The organism is Aliiroseovarius sp., from assembly GCF_965228805.1.
Lineage (GTDB): Bacteria > Pseudomonadota > Alphaproteobacteria > Rhodobacterales > Rhodobacteraceae > JASBTN01.
Genome location: NZ_CBDDIE010000003.1, coordinates 342,774 through 368,016, shown reverse-complemented (window position 1 = coordinate 368,016; position 25,243 = coordinate 342,774). Strand labels below are relative to the sequence as shown.

Genomic DNA, 25,243 nt, shown 5'->3' with positions numbered 1-25,243 from the left:
AAAGTGCAAACTCTATGCCGGAAGGGACCTCCGCCAATGCGCCATGCCGAAACCGTGACCTTCGCAGGCGGCGGGCTGGACCGCGCTGCCCATTTGCGGGGGCGCCCCGAGGAACTGGCCTTGCTTGAGGCCGAGTACGTGCCGATGTGGAAGGGCCGCCCGGCTTTCCTTCCTGATGGGTGTGAGGGGCATCAATTGGTCCGGGTTCCTGCAGGCCACCCTGTACTGGAACCGGCGGCTGAGGCGCCCGTATTTCTGGGCCTTGTCGAGGGCAGGGCTCTGTTTGCCCAAGATATTTCCGCGTGGGAACCGGATGGGGGGCTGCCCGACCCGACCCTATTCTTTGATGCGAGCGAACAGCCGCACCCGGCTTTGACGCCGGACGCCCGGTTTGCCGAGCTGCGGGGTGTGATGGCTGGCCTGCCCGCGCTGGACGCCGAACTGGCTGCCACCGCGCGCTCCATCCTCAGCTGGCAGCGCAGCCACCGGTTCTGCGCCGCCTGTGGTGAGTCCAGCGAGATGGTGCAGGCGGGGTGGCAGCGATCCTGCCCGGCATGTGGCGCGCAGCATTTCCCCCGGACCGATCCGGTGGTGATCATGCTGGTAACTCATGGCAACTCGGTGCTGTTGGGTCGTTCGCCGGGCTGGCCGGAGGGGATGTATTCCCTGCTGGCCGGGTTCCTCGAGCCGGGCGAGACGGTCGAGGCCGCCGTTCGCCGCGAGGTATTCGAAGAGGCGGGGGTGCGTATCGGACGGGTCGGTTATCTGGCCTCGCAGCCCTGGCCTTACCCCTCGTCGCTGATGATCGGCTGTCGGGCCGAGGCGCTGGGTCGCGAGATTACGCTGGACCCTGCCGAGCTGGACCACGCGCTCTGGGCCACACGTGAAGAGGTGCTGGAGGCCTTCGCCGGTCGCCACCCGGTGCTGCGCCCGGCGCGAAAAGGAGCGATTGCGCATTTTCTTCTCAAGAACTGGCTTGCGGACCGGCTGGATTAGGCCCAGAATCCGCGCGCGCACCGGCTGACACGAGCAGGAAAGAAAAGAGGCTGTCATGAAACTGTCCACCCGAGAAGATATTGCCGCCCCAATCGAGGCGGTGTTTGCCGAGCTTTCCGATTTCGACGGGTTCGAACGAGCCGCGCTGCGGCGCGGGGCGGAGGTGATGCGCACCGATGGCAATGGCGCGGTGGGCGTCGGCATGACCTGGCGTGCTCAGTTCCCGTTTCGCAACCGCGAACGGGTGGCCGATCTGAAACTTATGGAGTTCGACCGGCCGAACGGGATGAAGGTCTTTTCCAAGATCTCCGGCGTCGAGGCCGAGATCGTGGTTGACCTTGTCGCCCTGTCGCGGTCGCGCACCCGTATGTCAATGTCCGTGGACATGCGCCCGAAATCGATCCCCGCGCGGCTGATGATCCAATCGATGAAGCTGGCCAAAACCAGCCTGACCAAGCGTTTTCAGAAACGGGTGGCGGACTATGCGTCGGTGATCGAGGATCGGCACGGGGCCTGATAATCCTTCAACCTCGACTAGCGTGATCAGACCCCGGCGTGCCCGGGGTCCGTCTTTCGCTCAGTGCCGTTTGGGATCGGCCGGGTAAGTGCCCAGGATATCCATCTGCGAGGTAAAGTAGCTCAACTCCTCCAGAGCAAGCTGCACGTTGCGGTCATCCGGATGCCCTTCGATATCTGCATAGAACTGGGTGGCCGAGAAGGAACCATCGACCATGTAGCTTTCCAGTTTGGTCATGTTCACCCCGTTCGTGGCAAACCCGCCCATCGCCTTGTAGAGCGCGGCGGGGATGTTGCGCACGCGGAAGACGAAGCTGGTCATCATGCCATGCTCACCTCCGCGCCGCGACATGTCGGGCTCGCGCGCCATCAAGAGGAAGCGGGTGGTGTTGTGGGCGTGATCCTCGATGTGACGGGCCAGGATGTGCAGCCCGTTGAGTTCGGCCGCGAGGTCCGAGGCAAGCACGCCCTCGGTCCGGCTTCCGGACCGCGCCAGTTCCTCGGCCGCGCCTGCGCTGTCAGCGGCGGCCTCGCCCTTGATCCCGTATTGCTTCAGAAACCCCGCGCTTTGCGGCAGCAGCACCAGATGGGCGCGCACCGTGTCGATATCCTCGATCTGCACGCCGGGCAGGGCCATCAGGCTGATGTGTACGCGCACGAAGGCCTCTTCGACGATGTGCAGCCCGCTTTCCGGCATCAGCCGGTGTATGTCCGCCACCCGGCCGTAGGTCGAGTTCTCGACCGGCAGCATGGCCATGTCGGCCTCGCCCTTCTGCACCGCGCGGATCGCGTCCTCGAACGTGTGGCAGGGCAGGGGCTCCATGTCGGGCCGCGCGTCGCGACAGGCCTGGTGGGAATAGGCGCCAGGTTCCCCCTGGAAGGCAATTCGTCCGGTCATATCCGCCCCTTCTTCGGAATGTTTGCGCCGAAAGGCGCGGCTGGAGGTTGTCATACCGCTTGATATTGAGGAACGGAAGCGGCTAGAAGGCTTTGGAAATCTGGACGAGACGGATCGCGACATGTTCGACACAATGACTATCACCAAGCTGGGCGGCGGCGTTTTGGGCGCTCTGCTGTTCTTCCTGCTCGGCAACTGGGCCGCTGAAAGCCTCTATCACACCGGTCCCGCCGGACATGGCCATGGCGATGAAGAGCACGCCATGGGCTATTACATCGCCACCGGCGACGATGACGCCGCGGTCGAGGAAGAGGTCGAGGAAGGCCCGAGCTTTGAAGAGCTGATGGCTGCCGCTGACCCCGCCAAGGGCGAGAAAGTGTTCTCGAAATGCAAGGCCTGCCACAAGCTGGAAGACGGCGCCAATGGCACCGGCCCGCACCTGTATGGTGTGGTTGACCGCGCCGTTGCCTCAGTTGACGGCTTCGGCTACTCCGATGTGGTTGCCGGCCTGGGCGGCGCCTGGGGTGCGGCCGAACTGAACGCCTTCATCGAGAACCCGAAAGGCTATGCGCCGGGCACCAAGATGTCCTTCAAGGGCATTTCCAAGCCCGCCGACCGCGCCAACCTGATCGCCTTCCTGCAAACGATCGGCGGCTGATACTTGCTGGACCTTCGTCTGGCAGGCACGAAAACGAGGGCCCGTCGCGAATTCGCGACGGGCCCTTCGCCTTTGGAATGATTGAGTTTTCGGGCGGACGCCAAATCGCCTGCGCAACCGGCAGCGCACGGAGCATTCACACTTTATTCACCAATTCGCACCTTGAATGTACCGGGGCTGCGGCTTTAGCTTGGATTTGAACAAATTCACGCGCAAAGCCGCGACATACGGAGGAGAGCACATGCGCCAGACGCACCGCGCCAGGGCCAGGGCGACAACTCGTACAGGGATTGATCTACGGCCCGTTCTGCTGATGCTCTACACAGCCTGCGCTTTGGTTTTGACGGGGAGTTTGGTTCATGCTGAAGGGAACATCGTTTCCCATGGATATTCCTACTTCGGTGACCTGAAATACCCTGCCGATTTTCCCCACCTGGACTATGTGAACCCGGACGCCCCCAAAGGGGGGGAAGTGGCCATTTCCAACGAACGAGGGACGTTTGACAGTTTCAACCCCTACGCGCGCAAAGGGGTGCCTGCCGCGCTGTCCTCGATCAATATCGAACGGTTGATGAGCGGTGTCGCTGATGAGGTAGGCACACAGTACGGGCTGATTGCGGAAAGCCTTGAATACCCTGCCGACCAGAGCTGGGTGATCTTTACCCTGCGCCCAGAAGTGCGCTTCGCCGATGGCACGCCGACCACGGCCCATGATGTGGCCTTTACCCATGAGCTGTTCATGGAGCAGGGGCTGATTTCCTTCCGCGAGGGGGTCAAGCGTATCATCGCCAATGTGGAGGCTCTGGACGACCGGCGCGTCAAATTCACTTTTGTCCCTGATAGCCCGGTCCGCGAGCGTATCGTGCAAGCCGGTGCCACGCCGGTGATGTCGAAAGCCTGGTTCGAAGCAACCGGCGCACGTTTGGACGAAAGCCGACTGGAACCCGCGATGGGCACCGGCGCCTATATGCTGGATCGCTTCGATATCAACGAACGCGTGGTCTATCGCCGCAACCCCGACTACTGGGGGGCGGACCTGCCAATCAACCGCGGGCGGTGGAACTTCGATCGCATCCGCATTGAGTACTTTGCCGATTCAAACGCAGCGTTCGAAGGGTTCAAAGCAGGGGCCTATACCTTCCGGATCGAAAACAGCTCGAAGATCTGGGCGACGGGGTACGAATTCCCCGCGATCGAAGACGGGTTCGCGGTACAGGAAGTTCTTGTCGACGGGGCGCAGGCGTCGGGACAGGGGTTCGTCTTCAACCTTCGGCGCGAGAAGTTTCAGGACCCTCGCGTGCGGGAAGCGATTGGCTTGATGTTCAACTTCGAATGGTCAAACAAGACCCTGTTCTATGGTCTCTATAAACGCGGTAACAGCTTTGCCGAGAACTCGCCTCTGGCGGCCAGCGGGTTGCCAGACGACGCCGAGCTGGCCTTGCTGGAACCTTTGGCCGAGCAACTGCCCGAAGGCGTGCTGGACAGCGAACCTTTTACTTTCCCTCCGAGCGGAGAACGGCAGCTCGACCGAAAGGCCCTGCGTCGGGCGGCGGCCCTGCTGGACGAGGCCGGTTGGCTTGTGGGCGATGATGGTATGCGCCGCAATGCGGCAGGACAGACCCTGAAGGTGGAGTTTCTGGAACGCAGCCCGGCCTTCGACCGTGTCATCAATCCTTATGTTGAAAATCTGCGCCGCCTGGGGGTGGATGCGAAGCTGAACCGGGTGGACAATGCGCAGTTCGTCGATCGGCGCTACGCGTTCGACTACGATGTGATCACCGACCATCTGGGTGTGGGGGAGGAGCCTGGCGGCAACTTGGAACAGTCCTATGGCTCGAAAGAGGCGGCGGTTTCTGTGTTCAATTCGGGCGGCTTGGCCGATCCGGCGGTTGACGCGTTGATCAATGTCGCGCGCAATGCCTCGACCCGTGAAGAGCTGACCACCGCCGTCCACGCGTTGGATCGTGTGATGCGGGCGAAACGGTACTGGGTGCCGCAGTGGTACAAACCAGAGTATTGGGTGGCCTATTACGACATGTTCGAACACCCCGCCGAAACGCCGCCTTATGATTTGGGCTACCTGGATTTCTGGTGGTTCAATCCCGAAAAACACGAGGCCTTGAAGGCCGAAGGCGCGCTGCGCTGAAAACGGTATAACAACACGTTAGGACACCGCGATGGGCGCCTATATCCTCAGGCGATTACTGCTGATCATCCCCACGCTGATCGGGATCATGATCGCGAATTTCGCGCTGACCCAATTCGTGCCCGGCGGCCCGATTGAACAGATCATTGCCCAGGTCGAAGGCGAGGGTGATGTGTTCGAAAGCATCGCCGGAAGCGGTGGGGACGCGGGCGCGTCACAAAGCGGTCAGGGTGGTGAGGACAACGGGTACCAAGGTGCGCGCGGATTGCCACAGGAGTTCCTGGACAGCCTCGAGCTGGAAATGGGTTTTGCCCGCATCGTATGTGCAGAGGGCTTCGAAGGCGAAGTCGACCTTGCCAACGACGCCTGCGTGAAAGAGAAAATCCCCGCGGTCGAACGGTTCTTCCTCATGATGGGCCGCTATCTGCGTTTTGACTTCGGCGAAAGTTATTTCCGTTCGGTCGGAGTGCTGGAGCTGGTGATGGAGAAGATGCCCGTCTCGATCACCCTGGGCCTCTGGTCGACGCTGATCGCCTATATGATCTCGATCCCCTTGGGTATTCGCAAGGCTGTGAAGGACGGGTCGCGGTTCGACACCTGGACGTCAGGCGCGATCATCGTGGCCTATGCGATCCCCGGCTTCCTGTTCGCAATCCTTCTGCTGGTGCTCTTTGCAGGCGGGTCGTATTTCCAGTGGTTCCCGCTGCGCGGCCTGACCTCGGACAATTTCGGTGACCTCAGCCTGGTGGGAAAGGTCGGTGACTATTTCTGGCACATTGCGCTGCCGGTGCTGGCCTCAACCATTTCGGGTTTCGCCACGCTGACGCTTTTGACCAAGAACAGCTTCCTGGACGAGATCAAGAAGCACTATGTCACCACCGCGCGCGCAAAGGGTGTTTCCGAAGGACGTGTGCTTTATGGACATGTCTTTCGCAATGCGATGCTGATTGTCATCGCAGGGTTCCCGGCGGTGTTCCTGGGCGTATTCTTTGGCAGCTCGGTCATCATCGAAACGCTCTTCTCGCTTGATGGGCTCGGGCGTCTGGGGTTCGAGGCCGCGCTGGCGCGCGATTACCCGGTGATTTTCGGGACGCTCTATTTTTTCGGGTTGATCGGCCTACTGGTCGGCATCCTGTCGGACCTGATGTATGTCTTCATCGACCCGCGCATCGACTTTGAGGCGAGGGAAACATGAAGCTGTCACCGCTCAACCAGCGCCGCTGGCGCAACTTCCGCCGCAATGGCCGCGCCTTCTGGTCGCTGATCATCTTCCTTGTCCTGTTCATTACGTCGCTGTTTGCCGAGTTTCTGGCGAATGAAAAGCCGATCCTGGTGAACTATAGGGGCGGCTATTACATGCCGCTGTTCAACGTCTACCCCGAGACCGAGTTCGGTGGAGATTTGAGGATCGAGGCGATCTATCGCGATCCCGAGGTCGAATGCCTGATCGTGACCGGCGGGCTGGTCGACTGTTGGGACGATCCCGAGGGGCTGATGGAGGACGCAGGTGACGGCGTGATCGACGGGGAGGAGATCCACAAGGGCTGGGTGCTCTGGCCGCCGATCCGCTATGGCTACAAGACCGCTGCCGATCTGGGCGGCCCGGCCCCATCGGCGCCGGATGGGGAACACTTGCTGGGCACAGATGACACCGCCCGCGACGTGCTGGCGCGGGTGATCTACGGCTTCCGCCTGTCGGTTTTCTTCACAATCGTCGTGACCATCCTGACCTCGATCATCGGTATCGCGGCCGGCGCCGTACAGGGCTATTTCGGCGGGCGCACGGACCTGATCTTCCAGCGTGCGTTGGAGATCTTCACGGCGATCCCGTCGCTCTATGTGATCATCATCCTCTTCGCCATTTTCGGCCGCAGTTTCTGGCTGCTTGTTTTCGTCACGGTCCTGTTCGGCTGGCCCGCCCTGGTGGGCGTGGTGCGCGCGGAATTCCTGCGTGCGCGCAACTTCGAATATGTGCGTGCGGCGCGGGCGCTGGGCGTGTCGAATCGAGTGATCATGTACCGCCATGTGTTGCCCAACGCGATGGTCGCCACATTGACCCTGCTGCCCTTCATCATCACCGGCACGATCTCGACCCTAGCCGCGTTGGACTTCCTGGGCTTCGGTCTGCCGTCGTCCGCACCATCACTGGGGGAGCTGACCCGCCAGGCCAAGCAGAACCTGCAGGCCCCGTGGCTGGGCTTTACCGCCTTCTTCACCTTCTCGATCCTGCTGTCCCTGCTTGTCTTCATCTTCGAAGGTGTGCGGGACGCCTTCGACCCGCGAAAGACCTTTCAATGAGTGTGCTTGAGGTAAAAGACCTGCGGGTCACCTTCCGCCAGGATGGCAAGGAAAACCCGGCCGTGCGTGGGGTGTCCTTCTCCATAGGTAGGGGCGAAACTGTCGCGCTGGTCGGTGAAAGCGGTTCGGGCAAGTCGGTGACGGCGCTATCGACCGTTGCGCTCTTGCCGGATTCGGCCACCATCGAAGGGTCCGTGACCTACGGCGGCCAGGAAATGGTCGGCGCCTCCGAGGCCACCTTGCGCCAGGCGCGCGGCAATGACATCAGCTTTATCTTTCAGGAGCCGATGACCTCGCTCAACCCGCTGCACACGATCGAAAAGCAGCTGAGCGAGTCGATCGAACTGCACCAAGGCCTGCGCGGTGACAAGGTGCAGGCGCGTATCATCGAATTGCTGACCAAGGTCGGCATTCGCGACCCGGAGACGCGGCTGAAAGCCTATCCGCATCAGCTGTCCGGGGGGCAGCGGCAGCGGGTGATGATCGCCATGGCGCTCGCCAATGGGCCGGAATTGCTGATTGCAGACGAACCCACCACAGCGCTCGATGTGACGATCCAGGCGCAGATCCTCGACCTGTTGAAAGACCTCAAGGATCGTGAGGGGATGAGCCTTCTGTTCATCACCCACGACCTGGGCATCGTACGCAAGATCGCCGACAAGGTCTGTGTGATGAAGGATGGCGAGGTGGTCGAGGCGGGGCCAACGGCCGAGATCTTCGACAATCCCACCCATGACTACACCCGCACCCTGCTGGAGGCAGAAGCAACCGGCCAACCGTTGCCGGTTCCGGCCGACGCGCCCGAGATCGCCAAGACTGACGATCTGCGCATCTGGTTCCCGATCCAGCGAGGGCTGTTGCGCCGCACGGTGGGGCACATCAAGGCGGTCAACGCGGCAACCTTCCGCGTGCGGGCAGGTGAAACCGTGGGCATCGTCGGCGAAAGCGGCTCGGGCAAGACGACGCTGGCGCTTGCCGTGATGCGGTTGATCTCGTCCGAGGGGCCAGTGGTCTTCCTGGGCGAAGACATTCAGGGTCGCAAATCACGTGACCTGGCCCCGCTCAGGCGCGACATGCAGATCGTGTTCCAGGACCCGTTCGGCTCGCTTTCGCCCCGCATGACGGTTGAAGAGATCATCGCCGAGGGTCTGACCGTGCATGGGGTCGAGCCCGGGCGCAACCGGACCGAGATGGTGGCCGAAATCATGCAGGAGGTCGGGCTGGATCCGGCAACGATGCATCGTTATCCGCACGAATTTTCGGGCGGGCAGCGCCAGCGCATCGCGATTGCGCGCGCGATGATCCTGCGCCCCAAACTGGTGGTGCTGGACGAGCCGACTTCGGCGCTGGACATGACCGTGCAGGTGCAGATCGTCGACCTTCTGCGCAAACTTCAGGCCGATCATGGGCTGGCCTATCTGTTCATCAGCCACGACCTGCGCGTTGTGCGCGCGCTATCGCATCAGGTCATGGTGATGCGTGCGGGCGACGTGGTCGAAAGTGGGTCTGTTGACCAGGTTTTTGATGCGCCGCAGACGGATTACACCCGCGCGTTGATGGCGGCGGCCTTCGACATGGAAGTACGGGAGGGTGCGGCGGATTAAGCCCGCCGCAGCCAGGGTCAGCTTGGGCCGATCACCTTGCAGGATGCGCTGCGCGCTTCCAGACGGCGGCAGGCCAGTTCGGCGCCTTCTTCGCTGAGCCCCACGAAATTCGCGTGCCAGCCATCGGGGCGTTTCACCACCTTGCGCAGGGCCTCGTCCAGCGTGCCCAGTTCGTTCAGCGCGGTCTTCAAGAGCAGCCTCTCGGCCTGGTGACGCGTGGTCATGACGCCCACGTTGACACCCCAATGTCGCCCGCCGGAGGTGGACATGCGGGTTACGACTTCGGGTTCGGCCTCTTCCGGGGCCGGGGTAGCCAGCGCGGTCAGGGTAATCGTCGCCGGGCGCGGTTGCGGCGCGGGGGTGGTAAGGGGGGCGGAGGCGGTGGCCGTAATAATCTCGGCCTCGGCCACACGCGTGTCCGCCGGGGGCTCCTCTGCGGTGATCTCGGCGACCGGTTCGGCGGCTTGGCTGGCCTCTTCCAGGGCCTCGGCCACGCTGGTCTCGAGTTCGGCGATCAGAGTGTCGGGCACGTCCTCGGCCACCGGGCGCCGGATCGGGCGTGGGCTGGTGGCGGGGGCCACGACGACGCGAATGGTCTTGCCAGGCGGGGTTTCCCCCGGGCCGGAGCCACCAGCCCCCTGATAGGCAGGGCGGGACGGGCGACGCAGCGCCACGCGGGTGGGCGCACGGCGGAAGCCCAGGTCCATCAGCTCGGCAACCTTGGCATTGCGCGAGGCCACGCTGCGCCCGCCGAAGACGGTGGTGATGATGCGCTCGCTGCCACGCTCGGCAGAGGCGACGAGGTTGTAGCCTGCCGCGCGGGTGTAGCCGGTCTTGATCCCGTCCGCGCCGCGGTAGCTGTTCAGGAACCGCGTGTTCGTATGGGCCACGCGCTTCACGCCCGCATTGGCTGTCAGGCGCGAGAACAGGTTGTAGTACTGCGGATAGTCATAGAATAGCTGCCGCCCCAGGGTGGTCATGTCGCGCGCGGTCGACAGGTGCCCGCTTTCGGTCAACCCGTGTGCGTTCTTGAAATGGGTGCGCGTCATGCCCATTGCCCCCGCGGTGCGGTTCATGCGCCGGGCAAAGGCGGCCTCGGAGCCGGAGATCGCCTCGCCAATCGCGGTGGCCGCGTCGTTGGCAGACTTGATCGCGGCGGCGCGCAACAGGTAGCGCAGCTTGATCTTCTGCCCGCGGCGCAGGCCCAGCTTCGACGGCGGTTCGGCGGCGGCCTTGGCCGACACGGTGACCAGGGTGTCCAGGCTGATCTCGCCATTCTCCACCGCCTCGAAGGCGATGTAGAGGGTCATCATCTTGGTCAGCGAGGCCGGGTGCAGCTGTGTGTCGGCATTGCGCGAATGCAGGACCTTGCCAGACCGCGCGTCAATCACCATCGCTGCATAGGGGGCGGCCAGCGCCGCCGTTTGCGTCAGCATCACGCCGACACCCAGAACCATCAGGAAAAGCCCGAAACGGGCATACTGCCCCAGACGTTGCATCACGTCATCACCTGTATTTTGCCTCGAATGTGCCGTGGTCTTGTGCCCGGCTGATTTGTCCGAAGCGTAACATGTGAATGCGCATGGGGAAAACGGATTGTTTTCAACGGGTTCAAGCGTGACCTTCACGCCACGCCCCATATGTTGGGGCGTGTGGTCCTGCAGGGGCTACATCTGCTCGAATTCCGCCACTAAACCGGGTAGGGCGCCCAGATGTGGAATTTTGCGAAAGCGGGAATGCGCCAATGGCGTGTCGGCATGTTCATAGGCCCAGGTCAACTCATGGGGCACGTGAACCGCCCAGGAGCCAGCCTCAAGTGCAGGAATGACGTCTGATTTCAACGAGTTGCCGACCATTACCGCCGCTTCCGGGCCAGTGTCGGCAAAGGCAGTCAAATAGGTCTGCGCGGTCTTGTTCGAGACCACGTGAACTCCGTCAAACAGCTCCCCCAGCCCCGATTGGGCCAGTTTCCGCTCCTGATCCAGCAGGTCGCCCTTGGTGATCAGCAGAATCTCGTGGGCTTCGGCCAGCTGTATGACGGTTTCAGCGGCGTGCGGCAGCAGGTGGATCGGATGGGCGAGCATTTCCTGCCCTGCGGCAATCAACTCGCGGATGACACTGGCGGGCACCTGCTCCTCGGTCACCTCGATGGCGGTTTCGATCATCGACAAGGTAAATCCCTTCACGCCGAAGCCATAGTGGCCAATGTTGCGCCGCTCCGCCGCCAACAGCCGGTCGGCCAGGTGATCCGGGTCGGCAAAATCGGCCAGCAGGTCTGCGAATCGGTCTTGCGTCAGGCGAAAGAACGCCTCGTTCTGCCACAGCGTGTCATCCGCATCGAAAGCAATTGTTGAGACTTTTGTGCCCATTCTGTATGTGCCTTGCAGGTTTGCCCGTGGCTGCCCCTTTTCCGGGGCGGCTCAGGGGTTATATTGTTTTGCCACATGGTGTCGAACACAAGTCCGGAGACGCGCGTGACCCTCAAGCCCTTCATGATGGCCGGTACACCCGATGATGACGGTGATGCCGCGCTGGCAGTGGCGACCAAGCCCAAGACCAAGCGGCCGCCGATGTACAAGGTGTTGCTGCTGAACGACGATTTCACGCCGATGGAGTTCGTCGTCATGGTGCTGGAACGCTTCTTCGGCATGGATCATGCTCAGGCGTTCGAGGTCATGCTGACCGTGCACAAGAAGGGCGTCGCGGTGGTCGGTGTCTTCAGCCACGAGATTGCCGAGACCAAGGTGACCCAGGTCATGCAGGCGGCGCGCGATCACCAGCATCCGCTGCAATGCACGATGGAAAAAGAGTAATCCGCGTGTCCGCATCCCGACTGACCCTGGCGCTGGAGGGTGCCGTTTCGCTGCCCGAGGGCCGGATCGCTGTGCTTGGTGCGCATGCGGGGTATGACCTATCGGCCCTGCCGCGCGAGAGCGTGCAGGTGGTGCAAAGGTTCTACCCCGATCATCAGGTCTGGGCCCGGCTGGGATATGACGTTTCCGTAACCCCAGAGGGGGTGTTCGCCGCCGCCGTAATCGTGCTTCCCCGGTCCAAGGCGCAGGCCCGCGCGATGGTTGCAGAGGCGCTGCGCATCACCGATGACGGGCTGGTTGTGGTTGATGGGCAGAAAACCGACGGCATAGACAGCCTGTTGAAATCACTTAAGAAAGAGGTTTCCATAGAGCAGGTCATTTCCAAGTCCCACGGCAAGATCGCGTGGTTCCGGGGTGGTGCGCTGCCCGGTTGGGAAACCTCGGATACCACGCTGCCCGGAGACTTCGTGACCCGGCCCGGTGTGTTCTCTGCAGACAAGATCGACAAGGGGTCGGAGGCGCTGTTGGCGGTTCTGCCGGAAGATCTCAAAGGGCATGTGGCCGATCTAGGGGCTGGCTGGGGATACCTGTCGCGCGCGATCCTGGACCGGCCCGGTGTCACCACATTGGACCTCGTGGAGGCTGATCACGTCGCGCTGGACTGCGCCCGGTTGAACGTGACCGATGATCGCGCACGCTTCTTCTGGGACGACGCTACCACCTTCGAGCCGCGCGCGCTGTGCGATGTGGTGGTGATGAACCCGCCCTTCCACACCGGCCGCGCGGGCGATCCCGAATTGGGCCGCGCCTTCATCCGCACCGCCGCGCGCATGCTGAAACCAACCGGGCGGCTGATCATGGTTGCCAACCGCCACTTGCCCTACGAACAGGAACTTTCCAGCCGCTTTGCCCAGGTCGAAGACCTTGGTGGCACGCCAGGCTTCAAGGTGCTGGCAGCGGCAAAGCCACGTCGCCAGGCGCGCTGAGTTGGTCTAGGCTCGGCCAGAGAATCAGGAGGCATCCATGTCGCTATCCATCCAGGGCAAGACCGCCATCATCACCGGCGCCGCCAATGGGGTCGGGCTGGCCATTGCGCGCCACTTTGCCGATCACGGGGCCAATGTGATCTGCGCGGATATGGACGAGGACAAGCTGATCGAGGAATGGGGCGAGAACCCGGACCCAGATGCCGAAGAGGCCTCGAACATCCGTTATTTCGCGGGTGATCTCCGCGAGAAGCTGACCATCGCCAACCTGCTGTCAGCCACGATTGATGCCTTTGACCGGGTCGACATTCTGGTGAATGCAAGTCGTCAGGTGATGACGGCGGATCCGCTGGATTCGGATGACAAGACGGTGCAGCTGCTTCTGGATCAGAACCTCATGACCAGCCTGCGCCTGAGCCAGGCCGTGGCCGCGCGCATGATGAAACAGGGCGACGGACTGGGTGACGATGACCAGGACGAGCCCCTGGGCGCGATTGTCAATCTCAGCTCGATTGCCGGGACGCGCACCCAACCCGGTTTGATGGCGTTTTCAATCGCTTCGGCCGCGCTGGATCAGATGACACGCTCGCTGGCCGTGGCCCTGGCGCCGCGCCGGATCCGGGTGAATGCCGTCAGCTTCGGCAGCGTGATGAGCGCAAGCCTGATGGACGCCCTGCGCGAAACGCCCGAACGCCGGGTGGATGTGATCGAAGGTACGCCGATGGGACGCATCGCCTCGGCCAATGAGGTGGCCGAAGCGGTGCAGTTCCTGTCTTCGGACGGGGCGGGGTTCATGACCGGCCATGTGATGGTCGTCGATGGGGGGCGGTCGCTCTGCGACGTGGTCGGCGACCCGGCCCACTGAGCGGGCTTACCCTTCTGGATACGTCACCGCGCATTGTGCAAATTCCCGCTGCAATGCCGCCTTGCGTTTGAGCAGGGCGTCAAGCTTGGCTTGCTCGGCCGCCGGGTCAATGCGCACGCGGCGGTAGTTCGGAAAATTCGAACCGGTGCAAAGACGAAAATCACCGCGATGCGAACAGAAGCCGGTCCCGATGGTAAAGCCGAAGTCCTGTTTCACCAATGCATAGCCGCGTGACAGGTTGTCCTCGGTCATGTCGATTTGAAGGTTGATATCATGCAGATGATTGCGCGCACGGCTTTCACAGGTCTGACGCTCTGTGCAGGCGGCAAGCACCAGGGGCAGGGCGACAAGAAGGAACATATAACGCATGGAACTTCCCCTTTCGTGGCAAGTCTAACCCGGTTGCGGCCCCGTGGAAACCGCCGTTTCCTTGTGGGGGGAATCCTGCTAATCCGCTGGTAATAGAGGGCAAAGGGGGATCCGATGACGGAAATGATGACAGACGAAAAGGCGCGCGCCAGCGTCTGGTTTCGCCAGCTGCGCGACGAGATCGTGGCGGCCTTCGAGGCGTTGGAAGACAAGCCTGTCAGCGGCCCCTTTGCCGATCTGCCCCCAGGTCGGTTCGAAGTGACCGAGACCACCCGCGCCTCCGACGATGGCAGTGACGCGGGCGGTGGGCTGATGTCCGTCATGCGCGGTGGGCGCGTGTTCGAGAAGGTCGGCGTGAATGTCTCGACCGTCTATGGCACCCTGGGCAAGGCGGCGCAGCAAGCGATGGCCGCGCGCGGCGTGCCCGGGATTGAGGACGATCCGCGCTTTTGGGCGTCCGGTATCAGCCTTGTCGCTCATATGCAGAACCCGCACAGCCCTGCGGTGCACATGAACACCCGCATGTTCTGGACCCCCGGCGCCTGGTGGTTCGGCGGTGGGTCCGACCTGAACCCCTGTATCGAATATGACGAGGACACGGCGCATTTCCATGCCGTGCAGAAGGAACATCTGGATCCGCATGGCGAGGCGCTCTACCCTGAGCTCAAGGCTTGGGCGGACGAGTATTTCTTTGTCCCCCACCGGGGACGTGCGCGGGGGGTTGGCGGCATTTTCATGGATGATCGCAACACCGGGGATTGGGAGGCGGATTTCGCGCTCACCCAGGACATTGGCCGCGCCTTCCTGCCCGCCTTCCTGCCGGTCACGGAGAAACGGTACAACACTCCTTGGACCGATGAGGACAAGGATGTGCAGCTGGTCCACCGCGGGCTTTACGCCGAATACAACCTGGTCTGGGACCGTGGCACCAAGTTCGGGCTGGCCACCGGCCATGACGCGAATGCGGTGCTGATGAGCTTGCCGCCAATGGCGAAATGGGTATGAGCATGAAACTGGCACTTGTGACGGGCGCCGCCCGTGGGATTGGGCATGCAACCACGAAGCTTTTCCTGGAAGAGGGGTGGCAGGTCGCCATGATCGACCGTGACGGCCCCGCGCTGGTGGCGGCGTCAGAGGGGTTGGAAGGCGTTCTGCCGATCCTCTGCGACGTGTCCCAGCCCGATCAGGTCGACGCGATGGTGGTCGAGATCCTGTCCGGCCCCGGCCGGATTGATGCGCTGGTCAATAACGCCGGGGTGGCTGATTTCGGCCCGATCGCCGAGACGGATTTCGCCCGCTGGCGCCGAGTGATGGAGACGAACCTGGACGGTGTGTTCCTGACCTCCCAGGCCTGTCTTGAGCCGCTGAAGGCGTCCCGGGGCGCCATTGTCAACATCGGATCCATTTCCGGTCACCGCGCCAGCACACTGCGCGTGGCCTATGGCACGTCGAAAGCGGCGGTTATGCATCTGACACAGCAACAGGCGGCGGAGCTGGGCGAGTTCGGCATCCGCGCCAATTGCGTCTGCCCCGGTCCGGTGCGCACCAAACTGGCGATGGCCGTGCACACGCAGGACATCATCGACGCCTACCATGATGCGATCCCGCTGAATCGCTACGGGTCCGAGGAAGAGATCGCCCAGGTCATCACCTTCCTCTGCTCGGACAAGGCCTCTTACGTGACCGGGCAGGTGGTCAGTGTCGATGGCGGGTTTGAGAGCACGGGCATCGGTCTGCCCGCGCTCAGGTCTTGACCCTAGAATGTCGACATGTGCCCTTCCAGCTCGCTGGCATCAGTGATCCCCTTCAGGGTCAGCGTGTGGCCCCCTCCGAAGTCGAACACGAGGTCCCCGCCAACGACGCTGGCAAAGGCTAGAAGCTCGGCATCGGTCTTGTCTCCGCCACCCCAGAGCCCCCTGCGAAACTTCAGGTTGTCGAACTCCGAGGCATCGAAGTCGGTGACCACATCGTCATGGTGGGTAAAGATGAACGTATCCGCCCCAGCACCTCCGGTCATGATGTCGTCTTGACCGCCTCCGTGCAGCACGTCAATTCCCGTGCCGCCGATCAGTGTGTCATTGCCCCCCTGGCCATACATCCAGTTCCGTCCGGCGTGGGATGTGAGCGTATCGTTTCCGGAACCGCCATAGAGCACGTCATTGAAGTTGCCATAACCACCATCCAGCACATCATTGCCCGTGCCCCCGTCGACCACATCGTGGCCATTCCGGCCCCAGAGCTGGTCATTGCCCGCCCCGCCATCGATCCGATTGTCGCCATTGCTGCCCTGCAGATGGTCATTGAAATCCGAGCCGATCAGGTTCTCGACATTTCGAATCTGATCCCCGTTCGCCGCGGCCCAATAGTCGTCCGAGACAAGGTTCACGCCGACCAGACCATCCGCGTCGGAATAGTCCACCGTATCTATGCCCCCGCCGCCATTCATATAGTCGGCGCCGACACCGCCGATCAGGATGTCGGTTCCGGTACCGGCCCCTCCGACGAGGTAATCGTCGCCCGTGCCGCCGATCAGAACATCATTCCCGGATCCGCCATAAAGGGAGTCGGCGCCATTGCCGCCGCGCAGCACATCATCCCCTCCTTCCCCTTTCAGCCAGTCGTTCCCGTCATTGCCAATCAGGTGGTCCATCTCTCCCGTCCCGACGAGAGTGTCCCCATCGCTTGCGCCAACTTGCGTATCGGGCATGGGCACATTGATGTATGCGACTTCGTAGGGCCCAAGATCGATCTGCACGACGCCGTCGATGACGCCTGCGGTTATGGTCGTCCAGAGCAGGTCCCCATCAGCCTCCAGGTACTCAGGGACGTTGTCGTAGATGACGCTGCCTTCCTTGAACTTCCCGTCATATTCGGCGGTGCCGACGTTCGACGTGTCGAACTTGCCAACCACCACCGTTACCTGGGTGACATTGACGCCCAGCGACCATAGGTCGATGCTGACGGTCTGGTCCTCTGCCAGCAGCGAGGGCACGAACAAGACGCCCTCTTCGTCATCTGCGAAGAAGTGCGCGTCATAGGCATCATTGTCGACACCCAGCTCGATATAGCTTTTGCCGAGGGTCTGGTCCTGGAGCGCTTTCATGAACTGGCCCGCGATTTGCAGGTGTTCGTGGCCATCGTCCCCACCGTCGATATCATTATTCGCCCCCATGGACGTGTCGTGGTAGAGCGCGCTCCACAGATGCGTCCCGTCCACGCCATTGGCCATCATGGCGCTGAACATCTCGAGCATCGGCGCGATCTGCTTCATGCCGAAATTGGCCTGCGCTTCCCAGCCGTCCTCGTTTTGATCCTTAAGGGTTTTTGTGTTTACATTCCATTCGGTGAAATGCCAGGTCAGGTCGTTCCCGGTTGCGGCGTCCCAGATCTCGAATAGATCACGCATTTCCTCGAAGCGCTGGTTGATCGTGTTATAGCCTACGGTGACCGCGTTCCCGTCAGCATCATAGACCTCGTTTTGACGGTAGTAGTAATGTGAGGCCACGCCGTCGACCAGGTTCAAGGCCTCTGCAGCTTCGAATTGATCAATGACGACGTTCGCGCGGTCCTCCCAGTCCTGGGGGCTCCAATCCGTTGTCCCTGCCTCATTGCTGAGCGTGGAACGAACCTGAACCAGGGTATCCGGATCATTTTGTGCTTCGGTCAAACCGTTCTGGGTATTGAAGGCGGAAATGGCGTCGTTGACGAAAATGGCGATTTCTGCGGCGACCTGGCCATAGGTTTTGGAACTGAAGAAACTCGCGTACTCATTGCCGATTTCAAAGGCGTTGATGTAGATTGGGCCACCAGGAGCGTCCAGAGCGGCCTGCATGACCTCGGTGACGTAGCCTTTGATGGCTGCTTCGAAGGCGTCGTACTCTGATGTTCCGCGGGTCAACTCGCCATTCACGAAAGGGTCCATGCTTGCGTCATAGGCCCATTTCGCGTGGGCGTTTGGCGAATGGGGGCCAAACCAGGCTGTCGGGATGGTGATCGTGGGGGCGGTGCCAGTTTCGGCGCACCATTTCAGGAAATCATCCAGAGGCTGGATTTCCGTGTCGTCCGGCCCTCCATACTCGGCGTTCAGGTCATTCAGGTCAAACCAGGCGTCCTGCTCGCCGTAGGCCCCTCCAGGCCAACGCACATTTTGCGTGCCCAATTCCTCGGCCACTTCATCGAACTTGCGCCAGGTTTTCCCGATCTTGTTGGACGCAGCGCTAAGGTTCAGCCCGAAGTGGTCGGCGGTAATGACCTCTGAATGTTCCGAGGGTTGGATGCTGCCGTCATAGACGGCATTGAAACTAATCGTATTAGCCATTCTGGCCTCCCGTTGGTTAATCAACGAGAGGCACGCTAAACCTGTGCGGGTGTTGGGCCTTGACTTGAATCAGCCTGACGTTGGGTCAAGCTTCGCGGACAGCATCAATCATGCGCTGCACGTTGTCGGGGTCCGCATCCGGGGTAATTCCGTGGCCCAGGTTGAAGATATGGGGACCACCCGCGAAGGCTTTGCAGATGCGCCTGGTCTCGTCGACCAGGTCTTGCCCGCCGGTCACCATGTGCGACGAAGCCAAGTTGCCCTGAACGCAGCTGTCAACCTGCACGTGTTCAGCCGCCCATTCGGCCGAAACCGAGTTGTCCAGCGCCACGCAGTCCGCGCCGGTGGCCTTGGCGAAGCCGATGTAGCCGTTGCCCGCCTCGCGCGGGAAGGCGATTACGGGGATGCCCGGGTGGCGGGCTTTCAGCGCTTGGGTGATCTCGCGGGCAGGCTCCAGCGCGTATTTGGTAAAGGCGTCACCTTTCAGCGAACCGGCCCAGCTGTCGAAGATCTTGACCACTTCGGCACCCGCTTCGATCTGCTTGGACAGATATTCGATGGTGGCCTTGGTCAGGATGTTGATCAGCCCTTCAAAGACCTCGGGCTGTTCCTGCATCAGCGCGTGGGCCGGGCCCTGATCCTTGGTGCCGCGCCCGGCGATCATGTAGGTGGCGACGGTCCAGGGGGCGCCGGCGAAACCGATCAGCGTGGTTTCCTTGGGCAGCTCGCGCGACAGAATGCGCACGGTTTCGTAGATCGGGTTCAGCACTTCGTCGATCTCGTCGATCGGTTTCAGCTGGGCCAGACCGTCCGCATCCGTGATCGTGGACAGGCGCGGGCCTTCGCCCGTGACGAACCACAGGTCGGCGCCCAGGGCCTGGGGCAAGAGCAGGATGTCGGCGAACAGGATCGCCGCGTCGAAGCCGTAACGGCGGATCGGTTGCAACGTGACCTCGGCGGCCAGGTCCGAGTTGTAGCACAGCGACAGGAAATCCCCGGCCTCGGCCCGTGTTGCGCGGTATTCCGGCAGGTACCGGCCCGCCTGGCGCATCATCCAGATCGGAGGCGTGGGCAGGGTCTCACCGGCAAGGGCGCGCAGGATGGTCTTGGTCATGGGGTCGTCCTCGTTCGCGTTGTCTCATGCGTGGTGGGCCACACGTAGCGCGATGTCAAGTCGGGCACTTGATGTAGGTTATGGACAGGCCGATTTGTCGCGTCTAAACGGGGCCCATGGTGACCAATCTTCCGACCCCCGCCGAACCCCTGAAAATCGGCACCCGCGGTTCGCCGCTGGCGCTGGCCCAGGCCCATGAGACCCGCGCGCGCCTTGGTGCGGCCTTCGAGCTGCCCGAGGAGGCGTTCGAGATCGTGGTGATCAAGACCACCGGCGATGACCGGTCGATGATCGACGCGGACCGCCCGTTGAAGGAGATCGGCAATAAGGGGCTGTTCACCAAGGAGATCGAAGAGGCGATGTTGTCGGGCGGGATCGACATCGCCGTGCATTCGATGAAGGACATGCCGGTCCAGCAGCCCGAGGGGCTGGTGCTGGACTGCTACCTGCCGCGCGAGGATACGCGCGATGCTTTCGTGTCGTTGAAATACAAGGCGATTGCGGACCTGCCGGAGGGTGCCGTGGTGGGCACTTCGTCGCTGCGCCGCAAGGCGCAGTTGCTGAACCGTCGCCCGGACCTGACCATTGTCGAGTTTCGCGGCAACGTGCAGACCCGCCTGAAAAAACTGGGTGACGGCGTGGCCGAGGCGACCTTCCTCGCCATGGCTGGTCTGAACCGGCTGGGCATGGATGACGTGCCGAAAACCGCGATCCCGACCGGCGACATGCTGAACGCCGTGGCCCAGGGTGCGATTGGCATCGAGCGGCGCGAGGATGACCTGCGTGCCAAGGAAATGCTCGCTGCGATCCACGACCACGAGACGGGCCTGCGCCTGGCTGCCGAACGTGCCTTCCTGGGCGCGCTGGACGGCTCCTGCGAGACGCCTATTGCGGGCCTGGCCACGCTAGACGGTGACACGCTGACCCTGAAAGGGGAGATCCTGCGCACGGATGGGTCCGAGGCGCTCACGGATGAGGTCACCGGCCCGACTGCCGAAGGTCCGACCCTTGGGCGTCAGCTTGCTGAAACCCTGCTGGCGCGGGCTGGCGAAGGCTTCTTCGACTGGAAATGAGCCCCGCTGGGCCTTCCCCGGCCCGGCTCCCCCCCTTTGCATCCCCCTACGAGGCCGAACGCGGGTGCCACCCCACCCCGCCGGGCCGGGAAAGGGGCGCTTGATCCGTAATGGCATCTTGGTAGGGTCGCCGGAAGGAGGCCCGCCATGACCCGATCCGTGGTATTGCGCAACAAGGACCGGTTCCCGGACCTGGTGCGCCTGCGCCTGTCCGACGGCCATCGCAGCCCCGCCGAGGATATCGATCCGCGTGACTACGACAGCCTGCACGGGTTCTTTCAGGTCTGGGGCGGGGCGTTCCTGGCCATCTTCAGCCTGGAGGGGCGCGTATTCTTCGTCCACGAACAGGACATCCTGCTGATCGAAGAGATGCGCTTTCATACCACGGGCCCCCTGGAGGCGCGTGAGTTCACCGCCTGGCACAAAACCCACCTCCTGTGCCGCCTGACTGACTCGGTGCATGAACACGGCTATGTCGAAGGCGACCCGACCGCTTTTGTTGACATGGAGGATTTCGACTTTGGTCTCTATGTGCAGAGTGTTGTCAGGAGTCGGCGTGCGTCACACCATGATCTTCCCTGAACTCGGTATTGATCGAAGCTCTCTAGGCATGCGCGATGGAGCGCCAGCGACGCCGCGCGCAGCGCGGCACCCCCTAGTGACTTCAAAGGAACGTGCCGCAGGCGCGTGACGTGAAGGCGCAATCCTTTAGTCCGGCAATACCTTGCCCGGGTTCATGATCCCCTTCGGATCCAGAGCGGCCTTGATCTGCCGCATCACTCTCAACGCCACCGGATTCTTGCGTCGCGCCATCGAAGGTTTTTTCGACAGGCCGATCCCGTGTTCGGCGGAGAACGACCCGCCCAGCTCGGCCACCACATCCTCGACCGCCTGCGTAACCGTGTCGCTCAGCGCAGTATCGGTTGGGTAGACCGTGTAGTGGATATTGCCGTCGCCCAGATGCGCCACGCTCAGCGCCTCGGCCCCCGGATCGAGCCGGGGTAGCACGCTTTCCATCCGTGTAAAGAAGGCGCCGACCTGGTCCAGCGGCACCGAGATGTCATTGTTGACCAGCGGCTGACGGCCCAAACAGACCGCGGCGGCAGCCTCGCGCCGGGCCCACATTTCGGCCCGCTGTGCGTCAGTCTGCGCAATCACCGCGTCCAACACACCACCCTGCTCCAGCATCTCGCCCAGAACTTCCTCCAGATAGGCCGCGACCGGAATGGACCCATCCGGCCCCGGCACGGCGTCGCGCGGGGCGGTTGCGCCGATCTCGACCAGAATATTGACCTCATGCCGCGCCTCGAAAGGCGCCCGCGCGCCGGTCTTGGCGATATGAGCGTCGACATAGGCGCCGGGCATGTACTCGAATGCCTCCACCGCGCCGCCGGTGGCCTCCTGCAGCCGGTTCAATAGCCCCAAAGCCTCATCCAGCCCAGGGGCTGCCACCATCGCCGTGGCAAAGGCGCGTGGGGTGGGGGAGAGCTTCAATACCGCACCGGTAATCACGCCCAACGTGCCCTCGGCGCCGATGAACAGGTCCTTCAGATCATAGCCCGTGTTGTCCTTGTGCAGCTCGCTCATCAGGTTCAGCACCTCGCCATCGGGCAGCACCACCTCCAGCCCCAGGCACAGATCGCGCGTATTGCCATAGCGCAGCACGTTCGAACCGCCCGCGTTGGTCGCCAGCATCCCGCCCAGGGTGCAGGAGCCCTTGGCCCCGAATGTCATCGGAAAGCTCAGCCCATGCTCGGACACGGCCTCGTGCAACTGCTCCAACACCACGCCCGCCTCGACGATCGCCAACCGCGCTGCGGGCTTGATCTCGCGAATGGTCCGCATCCGGTCGAGCGACAGGGCAATCGCGCCCTCGGCATGGGTGCCGCCGGAAAGGCCCGTATTGCCCCCGACCGGGACTACTGGCGTGCCGGTCTCATGGGCCTGCGCCATGATGCGGGCGACCTCTTCGGTGGATCCGGGGCGGACAACGCAAAGCGGTGCGCCCTTGTACTTGCCGATCCAGTCCGAGGCCCAGGGGGCCATGTCGGCATCGGTGAGGACGTGGGTTTGACCAACGGCCCGATACAAGGAACTGATATCTGTCAAAGCGTTGACCTCACCTTCCTACTCTCTTTCTGCGGAGAAAAATGGCAGTTCGCCAACTACGATCGGGCTACGCGATCCTACCCGGTCCAGAAGGGGGGTACGGCCGGAAACACCCCTTGTTTGGGAAGCCGACAGTATTTCGGTTTCGCTGAGATGCCGAGCTGCGAGGCGACGAAGGACTTCCAAGACACTCGCCTCTGATAAGCGTCCATCCAAATGGCCGATGACAGTTGGACCGCAGTCCCCGTCGTGTTTCCGAATAATCCAGCCCAAACCTTTCTCCTCGCCCGCACGCTATCCCGCCCATCCCCCCTCTACAACTGCCCTTCTCCTTGACCTTCCCGCGCGCAAGCCCCACTTTGCCCGCAACGAGGCAAGGAGCAGAAATGGCCCGCAGCACAGCCCCCTTTTCCCGCTTCGAGTGGATGATCGCCTGGCGCTACTTGCGCGCCCGCAAGGCCGAGGGCGGGGTCAGCACCATGACCTGGATTAGCCTGATCGGCATTACCCTCGCCGTCGCCGCCCTGATCATCACCCTCGCCGTACGCACCGGGTTTCGCGAAGAGTTCGTGGATACGATCCTGGGCGCCAATGCCCATGTCACCGTCTACTCGCAGACCTATGTGACCGAAAACGGCCAGACCCGCCGCGACATTCCCGACTACCAGGGCTGGGCTGATCGCATTGCCCAGGTCCCCGGCGTCACCCGCGCGGCCCCGCTGGTCAAGGGCCAGGTCATGGTCAACAAGGGGCAGGTGAATGCGGGCGTCGAGGTCTATGGCATCGCCTATGAAGACCTGCTGACCATTCCGCGCATTGCCCAGCCGGAACGCGCTGTGGGTGATATTCGCGACTTCGATCAGGGCATTGCCATCGGCTCCGGCGTGGCCCAGGCGCTGGGGGTCACTGTAGGCGACAAGATCAAGGTGATCTCGCCCAACGGGGTCAAGACCGCCTTCGGCACTTCCCCGCGCGTCAACGCCTATGAGGTCACCTATATCTTTACCGCCGGGCGCTGGGACATCGACCGCACCCGCGTCTACCTGCCCTTTGCCGAGGCGCAGGCCTTCTTCAACCGTGAAGGTGCGGCGGATGAGATCGAGGTCATGGTCGCCGAGCCCGAGGGCATCGACCCGCTGCTCATGCCGATCATGCGCGCCGCCGACCCGCTGGCCACGGTCTGGACCTGGCGCGACCGTTCCGGCGCCTTCCTGCGTGCGCTGGACATGGAGGACAACGTGATGTTCATCATCCTGTCGATCCTTGTCCTGATCGCCTCGATGAACATCATTTCGGGGCTGATCATGCTGGTGAAGAACAAGGGGCGCGACATCGGCATCCTGCGCACCATGGGGCTGACCGAAGGCTCGGTTCTGCGCGTTTTCTTCCTCTGCGGCGCCGTCACCGGCGTCGTCGGCACCATCATGGGCGTGATCCTGGGCTGCCTCTTTGCGATCAACATCGACAGCGTGTTCTCCCTGGTGAACTACCTGTCCGGCGGCGGGGTCTGGGACCCATCGATCCGCGGCATCTACCGCCTGCCTGCGAAGCTGGAGTTCTGGGACGTGGTCTCGGCCATCTCGCTCTCGCTCTTCCTCAGCTTCGTCGTGACGATCTTCCCGGCGCGCCGCGCCGCCCGCATGAACCCGGTGGAGGCCCTGCGCTATGAATGACACCGTGTTGAGCCTTAAGGGGATCGAGAAGGTCTATAACCGCGGCCTGGCCTCCGAGGTCGCCGTGCTGCGCGGCGCGTCGCTGTCGATCGCGCGGGGCGAGGTCGTGGCCCTGGTCGCCCCCTCCGGCGCGGGGAAATCGACGCTGTTGCACATCGCGGGGCTCTTGGACACGGCGGATGCCGGCACCGTGCAGATCGCGGGCCAGGACATGACCCAGAAGAGCGACCGCCGACGCACTGCCACGCGCCGGGAAAAGGTCGGCTTCGTCTATCAATTCCACCACCTGCTGCCCGAGTTCACGGCGGCCGAGAACGTGGTCCTGCCGCAGCTCGCCAATGGCGTGGGGCAGGGCGCGGCGCAGACCCGCGCGCTGGACCTGCTGGGGCGGGTAGACGTCGCCAAACGCGCCACCCACCGGCCGGCCGAGCTGTCGGGCGGCGAACAACAACGGGTGGCCTTCTGCCGTGCGCTTGCCAACAAGCCCGCGCTTCTGCTGGCGGACGAACCCACGGGGAACCTCGATCCCGAGACCTCCGACACCGTCTTCGAAGCCCTCATGGAACTGGTCCGAGACACCGGCCTCTCCGCCCTCATCGCCACCCACAACCTGGAACTGGCGGCGCGAATGGACCGGGTACTGCGGCTGGAGAATGGGGTGATTACCGAGGGGTAGGCTGCCCCGCCGAACTTGGCGTTAGAAGGCTGTCCCATCCACCGTCCCGCCCGGCGGCACCGCCGGGCAGCGCCCGACCCTCCCCACGGGAGGGCGCTACCGCGATGGTGTGGTCTGGGTGGAGCAGTTCG

General features: G+C 62.7%; 23 protein-coding genes. 16 read left to right on the top strand and 7 right to left on the bottom strand.

The window, feature by feature from the left end:
• Positions 1 to 36 precede the first annotated feature (36 nt).
• Together nudC and ACO07D_RS02845 are read left to right on the top strand one after the other, a co-directional pair.
• Positions 37 to 996 carry an NAD(+) diphosphatase gene (gene nudC / locus ACO07D_RS02850; RefSeq protein WP_421701436.1) on the top strand — a complete coding sequence of 320 codons (960 nt, stop codon included), beginning with the start codon at positions 37 to 39 and terminating at the stop codon, positions 994 to 996.
• A gap of 55 nt (positions 997 to 1,051) precedes the next feature.
• On the top strand, positions 1,052 to 1,513 hold the full coding sequence (locus tag ACO07D_RS02845) for an SRPBCC family protein (RefSeq protein WP_421701435.1): 462 nt from the start codon (positions 1,052 to 1,054) through the stop codon (positions 1,511 to 1,513).
• Between the two features lie 60 nt (positions 1,514 to 1,573).
• Here ACO07D_RS02845 and ACO07D_RS02840 read toward each other — a convergent pair whose 3' ends face one another.
• Positions 1,574 to 2,410 carry a prephenate dehydratase gene (locus ACO07D_RS02840; protein WP_421701434.1) on the bottom strand — a complete coding sequence of 279 codons (837 nt, stop codon included), beginning with the start codon at positions 2,408 to 2,410 and terminating at the stop codon, positions 1,574 to 1,576.
• A 133-nt stretch (positions 2,411 to 2,543) separates the two neighbouring features.
• Between ACO07D_RS02840 and ACO07D_RS02835 the strand changes: the two genes are divergently transcribed.
• The 5 genes from ACO07D_RS02835 to ACO07D_RS02815 all read left to right on the top strand — a co-directional run bounded on the left by ACO07D_RS02835 (position 2,544) and on the right by ACO07D_RS02815 (position 9,116).
• Positions 2,544 to 3,068: a c-type cytochrome gene (locus tag ACO07D_RS02835; RefSeq protein ID WP_421701433.1), complete on the top strand. Its 525-nt coding sequence runs from the start codon at positions 2,544 to 2,546 to the stop codon at positions 3,066 to 3,068.
• Positions 3,069 to 3,420: 352 nt separating this feature from the next.
• Positions 3,421 to 5,214, top strand: a complete 1,794-nt coding sequence (locus ACO07D_RS02830; RefSeq protein WP_421701432.1) for an extracellular solute-binding protein — start codon at positions 3,421 to 3,423, stop codon at positions 5,212 to 5,214.
• Between the two features lie 31 nt (positions 5,215 to 5,245).
• On the top strand, positions 5,246 to 6,409 hold the full coding sequence (locus tag ACO07D_RS02825; RefSeq protein WP_421701431.1) for a microcin C ABC transporter permease YejB: 1,164 nt from the start codon (positions 5,246 to 5,248) through the stop codon (positions 6,407 to 6,409).
• Complete coding sequence (locus ACO07D_RS02820; RefSeq protein ID WP_421701430.1) at positions 6,406 to 7,512, top strand: ABC transporter permease; 1,107 nt, start codon at positions 6,406 to 6,408, stop codon at positions 7,510 to 7,512. Before ACO07D_RS02825 ends, ACO07D_RS02820 begins: the two co-directional genes overlap by 4 nt.
• Positions 7,509 to 9,116 (top strand): ABC transporter ATP-binding protein, encoded by a 1,608-nt coding sequence (locus tag ACO07D_RS02815; RefSeq protein WP_421701429.1) that lies wholly within the window; start codon positions 7,509 to 7,511, stop codon positions 9,114 to 9,116. Before ACO07D_RS02820 ends, ACO07D_RS02815 begins: the two co-directional genes overlap by 4 nt.
• A 17-nt stretch (positions 9,117 to 9,133) precedes the next feature.
• On the opposite strand, the gene ACO07D_RS02810 is transcribed toward ACO07D_RS02815, so the two are convergent.
• The gene (locus ACO07D_RS02810) at positions 9,134 to 10,615 is read right to left on the bottom strand and encodes a serine hydrolase (protein ID WP_421701427.1); all 1,482 of its coding nucleotides are present in this window, start codon (positions 10,613 to 10,615) and stop codon (positions 9,134 to 9,136) included.
• A gap of 168 nt (positions 10,616 to 10,783) precedes the next feature.
• Positions 10,784 to 11,485, bottom strand: a complete 702-nt coding sequence (locus ACO07D_RS02805) for an HAD family hydrolase (RefSeq protein ID WP_421701426.1) — start codon at positions 11,483 to 11,485, stop codon at positions 10,784 to 10,786.
• Positions 11,486 to 11,608: 123 nt separating this feature from the next.
• Between ACO07D_RS02805 and clpS the strand changes: the two genes are divergently transcribed.
• From clpS to ACO07D_RS02790, 3 genes are read left to right on the top strand one after another with little or no spacing between them, the layout of a single operon-like run.
• A complete protein-coding gene (gene clpS, locus ACO07D_RS02800) occupies positions 11,609 to 11,929 on the top strand; it encodes an ATP-dependent Clp protease adapter ClpS (RefSeq protein WP_300520126.1) in 321 nt (106 codons plus the stop codon).
• Between the two features lie 5 nt (positions 11,930 to 11,934).
• Positions 11,935 to 12,915 carry a class I SAM-dependent methyltransferase gene (locus ACO07D_RS02795; RefSeq protein ID WP_421701425.1) on the top strand — a complete coding sequence of 327 codons (981 nt, stop codon included), beginning with the start codon at positions 11,935 to 11,937 and terminating at the stop codon, positions 12,913 to 12,915.
• Between the two features lie 37 nt (positions 12,916 to 12,952).
• Positions 12,953 to 13,780, top strand: coding sequence for an SDR family NAD(P)-dependent oxidoreductase (locus ACO07D_RS02790; protein ID WP_421701424.1), 828 nt, complete (start codon positions 12,953 to 12,955; stop codon positions 13,778 to 13,780).
• 6 nt (positions 13,781 to 13,786) lie between these two features.
• Here ACO07D_RS02790 and ACO07D_RS02785 read toward each other — a convergent pair whose 3' ends face one another.
• The gene (locus tag ACO07D_RS02785; protein WP_421701423.1) at positions 13,787 to 14,149 is read right to left on the bottom strand and encodes a hypothetical protein; all 363 of its coding nucleotides are present in this window, start codon (positions 14,147 to 14,149) and stop codon (positions 13,787 to 13,789) included.
• Positions 14,150 to 14,263: 114 nt separating this feature from the next.
• Between ACO07D_RS02785 and hemF the strand changes: the two genes are divergently transcribed.
• Entirely contained in the window at positions 14,264 to 15,154 is an 891-nt protein-coding gene (gene hemF / locus ACO07D_RS02780) for an oxygen-dependent coproporphyrinogen oxidase (RefSeq protein ID WP_421701422.1), read from the top strand.
• Positions 15,151 to 15,903 carry an SDR family NAD(P)-dependent oxidoreductase gene (locus tag ACO07D_RS02775; protein WP_421701421.1) on the top strand — a complete coding sequence of 251 codons (753 nt, stop codon included), beginning with the start codon at positions 15,151 to 15,153 and terminating at the stop codon, positions 15,901 to 15,903. Before hemF ends, ACO07D_RS02775 begins: the two co-directional genes overlap by 4 nt.
• Positions 15,904 to 15,905: 2 nt before the next feature.
• Here ACO07D_RS02775 and ACO07D_RS02770 read toward each other — a convergent pair whose 3' ends face one another.
• Both ACO07D_RS02770 and hemE read right to left on the bottom strand, forming a co-directional pair.
• Positions 15,906 to 18,467 carry a calcium-binding protein gene (locus tag ACO07D_RS02770; RefSeq protein ID WP_421701420.1) on the bottom strand — a complete coding sequence of 854 codons (2,562 nt, stop codon included), beginning with the start codon at positions 18,465 to 18,467 and terminating at the stop codon, positions 15,906 to 15,908.
• Between the two features lie 85 nt (positions 18,468 to 18,552).
• Positions 18,553 to 19,581: a uroporphyrinogen decarboxylase gene (gene hemE / locus ACO07D_RS02765; protein WP_421701419.1), complete on the bottom strand. Its 1,029-nt coding sequence runs from the start codon at positions 19,579 to 19,581 to the stop codon at positions 18,553 to 18,555.
• A 116-nt stretch (positions 19,582 to 19,697) separates the two neighbouring features.
• Between hemE and hemC the strand changes: the two genes are divergently transcribed.
• Together hemC and ACO07D_RS02755 are read left to right on the top strand one after the other, a co-directional pair.
• Complete coding sequence (hemC, locus tag ACO07D_RS02760) at positions 19,698 to 20,654, top strand: hydroxymethylbilane synthase (RefSeq protein WP_421701418.1); 957 nt, start codon at positions 19,698 to 19,700, stop codon at positions 20,652 to 20,654.
• A gap of 147 nt (positions 20,655 to 20,801) precedes the next feature.
• Positions 20,802 to 21,236 carry a hypothetical protein gene (locus ACO07D_RS02755; protein ID WP_421701417.1) on the top strand — a complete coding sequence of 145 codons (435 nt, stop codon included), beginning with the start codon at positions 20,802 to 20,804 and terminating at the stop codon, positions 21,234 to 21,236.
• A gap of 126 nt (positions 21,237 to 21,362) precedes the next feature.
• Here the strand turns inward: ACO07D_RS02755 and ACO07D_RS02750 are convergent, their stop codons facing one another.
• Complete coding sequence (locus ACO07D_RS02750) at positions 21,363 to 22,700, bottom strand: FAD-binding oxidoreductase (protein ID WP_421701416.1); 1,338 nt, start codon at positions 22,698 to 22,700, stop codon at positions 21,363 to 21,365.
• 449 nt (positions 22,701 to 23,149) lie between these two features.
• Here ACO07D_RS02750 and ACO07D_RS02745 point away from each other — a divergent pair, with 449 nt between their 5' ends.
• The gene (locus tag ACO07D_RS02745) at positions 23,150 to 24,436 is read left to right on the top strand and encodes a lipoprotein-releasing ABC transporter permease subunit (RefSeq protein WP_421701415.1); all 1,287 of its coding nucleotides are present in this window, start codon (positions 23,150 to 23,152) and stop codon (positions 24,434 to 24,436) included.
• Positions 24,429 to 25,112: an ABC transporter ATP-binding protein gene (locus ACO07D_RS02740; protein ID WP_421701414.1), complete on the top strand. Its 684-nt coding sequence runs from the start codon at positions 24,429 to 24,431 to the stop codon at positions 25,110 to 25,112. The genes ACO07D_RS02745 and ACO07D_RS02740 overlap by 8 nt, the downstream gene beginning before the upstream one ends.
• Positions 25,113 to 25,243 lie beyond the last annotated feature (131 nt).

Coding starts and splice junctions, on each gene's coding strand:
- hemF (WP_421701422.1), top strand. CDS start 14,264: ATGACGGAAATGATGACAGACGAAAAGGCGCGCGCCAGCGTCTGGTTT.
- ACO07D_RS02750 (WP_421701416.1), bottom strand. CDS start 22,700: ATGGCCCCCTGGGCCTCGGACTGGATCGGCAAGTACAAGGGCGCACCG.
- ACO07D_RS02755 (WP_421701417.1), top strand. CDS start 20,802: ATGACCCGATCCGTGGTATTGCGCAACAAGGACCGGTTCCCGGACCTG.
- ACO07D_RS02835 (WP_421701433.1), top strand. CDS start 2,544: ATGACTATCACCAAGCTGGGCGGCGGCGTTTTGGGCGCTCTGCTGTTC.
- ACO07D_RS02825 (WP_421701431.1), top strand. CDS start 5,246: ATGGGCGCCTATATCCTCAGGCGATTACTGCTGATCATCCCCACGCTG.
- ACO07D_RS02840 (WP_421701434.1), bottom strand. CDS start 2,410: ATGACCGGACGAATTGCCTTCCAGGGGGAACCTGGCGCCTATTCCCAC.
- nudC (WP_421701436.1), top strand. CDS start 37: ATGCGCCATGCCGAAACCGTGACCTTCGCAGGCGGCGGGCTGGACCGC.
- ACO07D_RS02740 (WP_421701414.1), top strand. CDS start 24,429: ATGAATGACACCGTGTTGAGCCTTAAGGGGATCGAGAAGGTCTATAAC.
- clpS (WP_300520126.1), top strand. CDS start 11,609: ATGATGGCCGGTACACCCGATGATGACGGTGATGCCGCGCTGGCAGTG.
- ACO07D_RS02845 (WP_421701435.1), top strand. CDS start 1,052: ATGAAACTGTCCACCCGAGAAGATATTGCCGCCCCAATCGAGGCGGTG.
- ACO07D_RS02815 (WP_421701429.1), top strand. CDS start 7,509: ATGAGTGTGCTTGAGGTAAAAGACCTGCGGGTCACCTTCCGCCAGGAT.
- ACO07D_RS02785 (WP_421701423.1), bottom strand. CDS start 14,149: ATGCGTTATATGTTCCTTCTTGTCGCCCTGCCCCTGGTGCTTGCCGCC.
- ACO07D_RS02810 (WP_421701427.1), bottom strand. CDS start 10,615: ATGCAACGTCTGGGGCAGTATGCCCGTTTCGGGCTTTTCCTGATGGTT.
- ACO07D_RS02775 (WP_421701421.1), top strand. CDS start 15,151: ATGAGCATGAAACTGGCACTTGTGACGGGCGCCGCCCGTGGGATTGGG.
- ACO07D_RS02745 (WP_421701415.1), top strand. CDS start 23,150: ATGGCCCGCAGCACAGCCCCCTTTTCCCGCTTCGAGTGGATGATCGCC.
- hemE (WP_421701419.1), bottom strand. CDS start 19,581: ATGACCAAGACCATCCTGCGCGCCCTTGCCGGTGAGACCCTGCCCACG.
- ACO07D_RS02805 (WP_421701426.1), bottom strand. CDS start 11,485: ATGGGCACAAAAGTCTCAACAATTGCTTTCGATGCGGATGACACGCTG.
- ACO07D_RS02790 (WP_421701424.1), top strand. CDS start 12,953: ATGTCGCTATCCATCCAGGGCAAGACCGCCATCATCACCGGCGCCGCC.
- hemC (WP_421701418.1), top strand. CDS start 19,698: ATGGTGACCAATCTTCCGACCCCCGCCGAACCCCTGAAAATCGGCACC.
- ACO07D_RS02770 (WP_421701420.1), bottom strand. CDS start 18,467: ATGGCTAATACGATTAGTTTCAATGCCGTCTATGACGGCAGCATCCAA.
- ACO07D_RS02820 (WP_421701430.1), top strand. CDS start 6,406: ATGAAGCTGTCACCGCTCAACCAGCGCCGCTGGCGCAACTTCCGCCGC.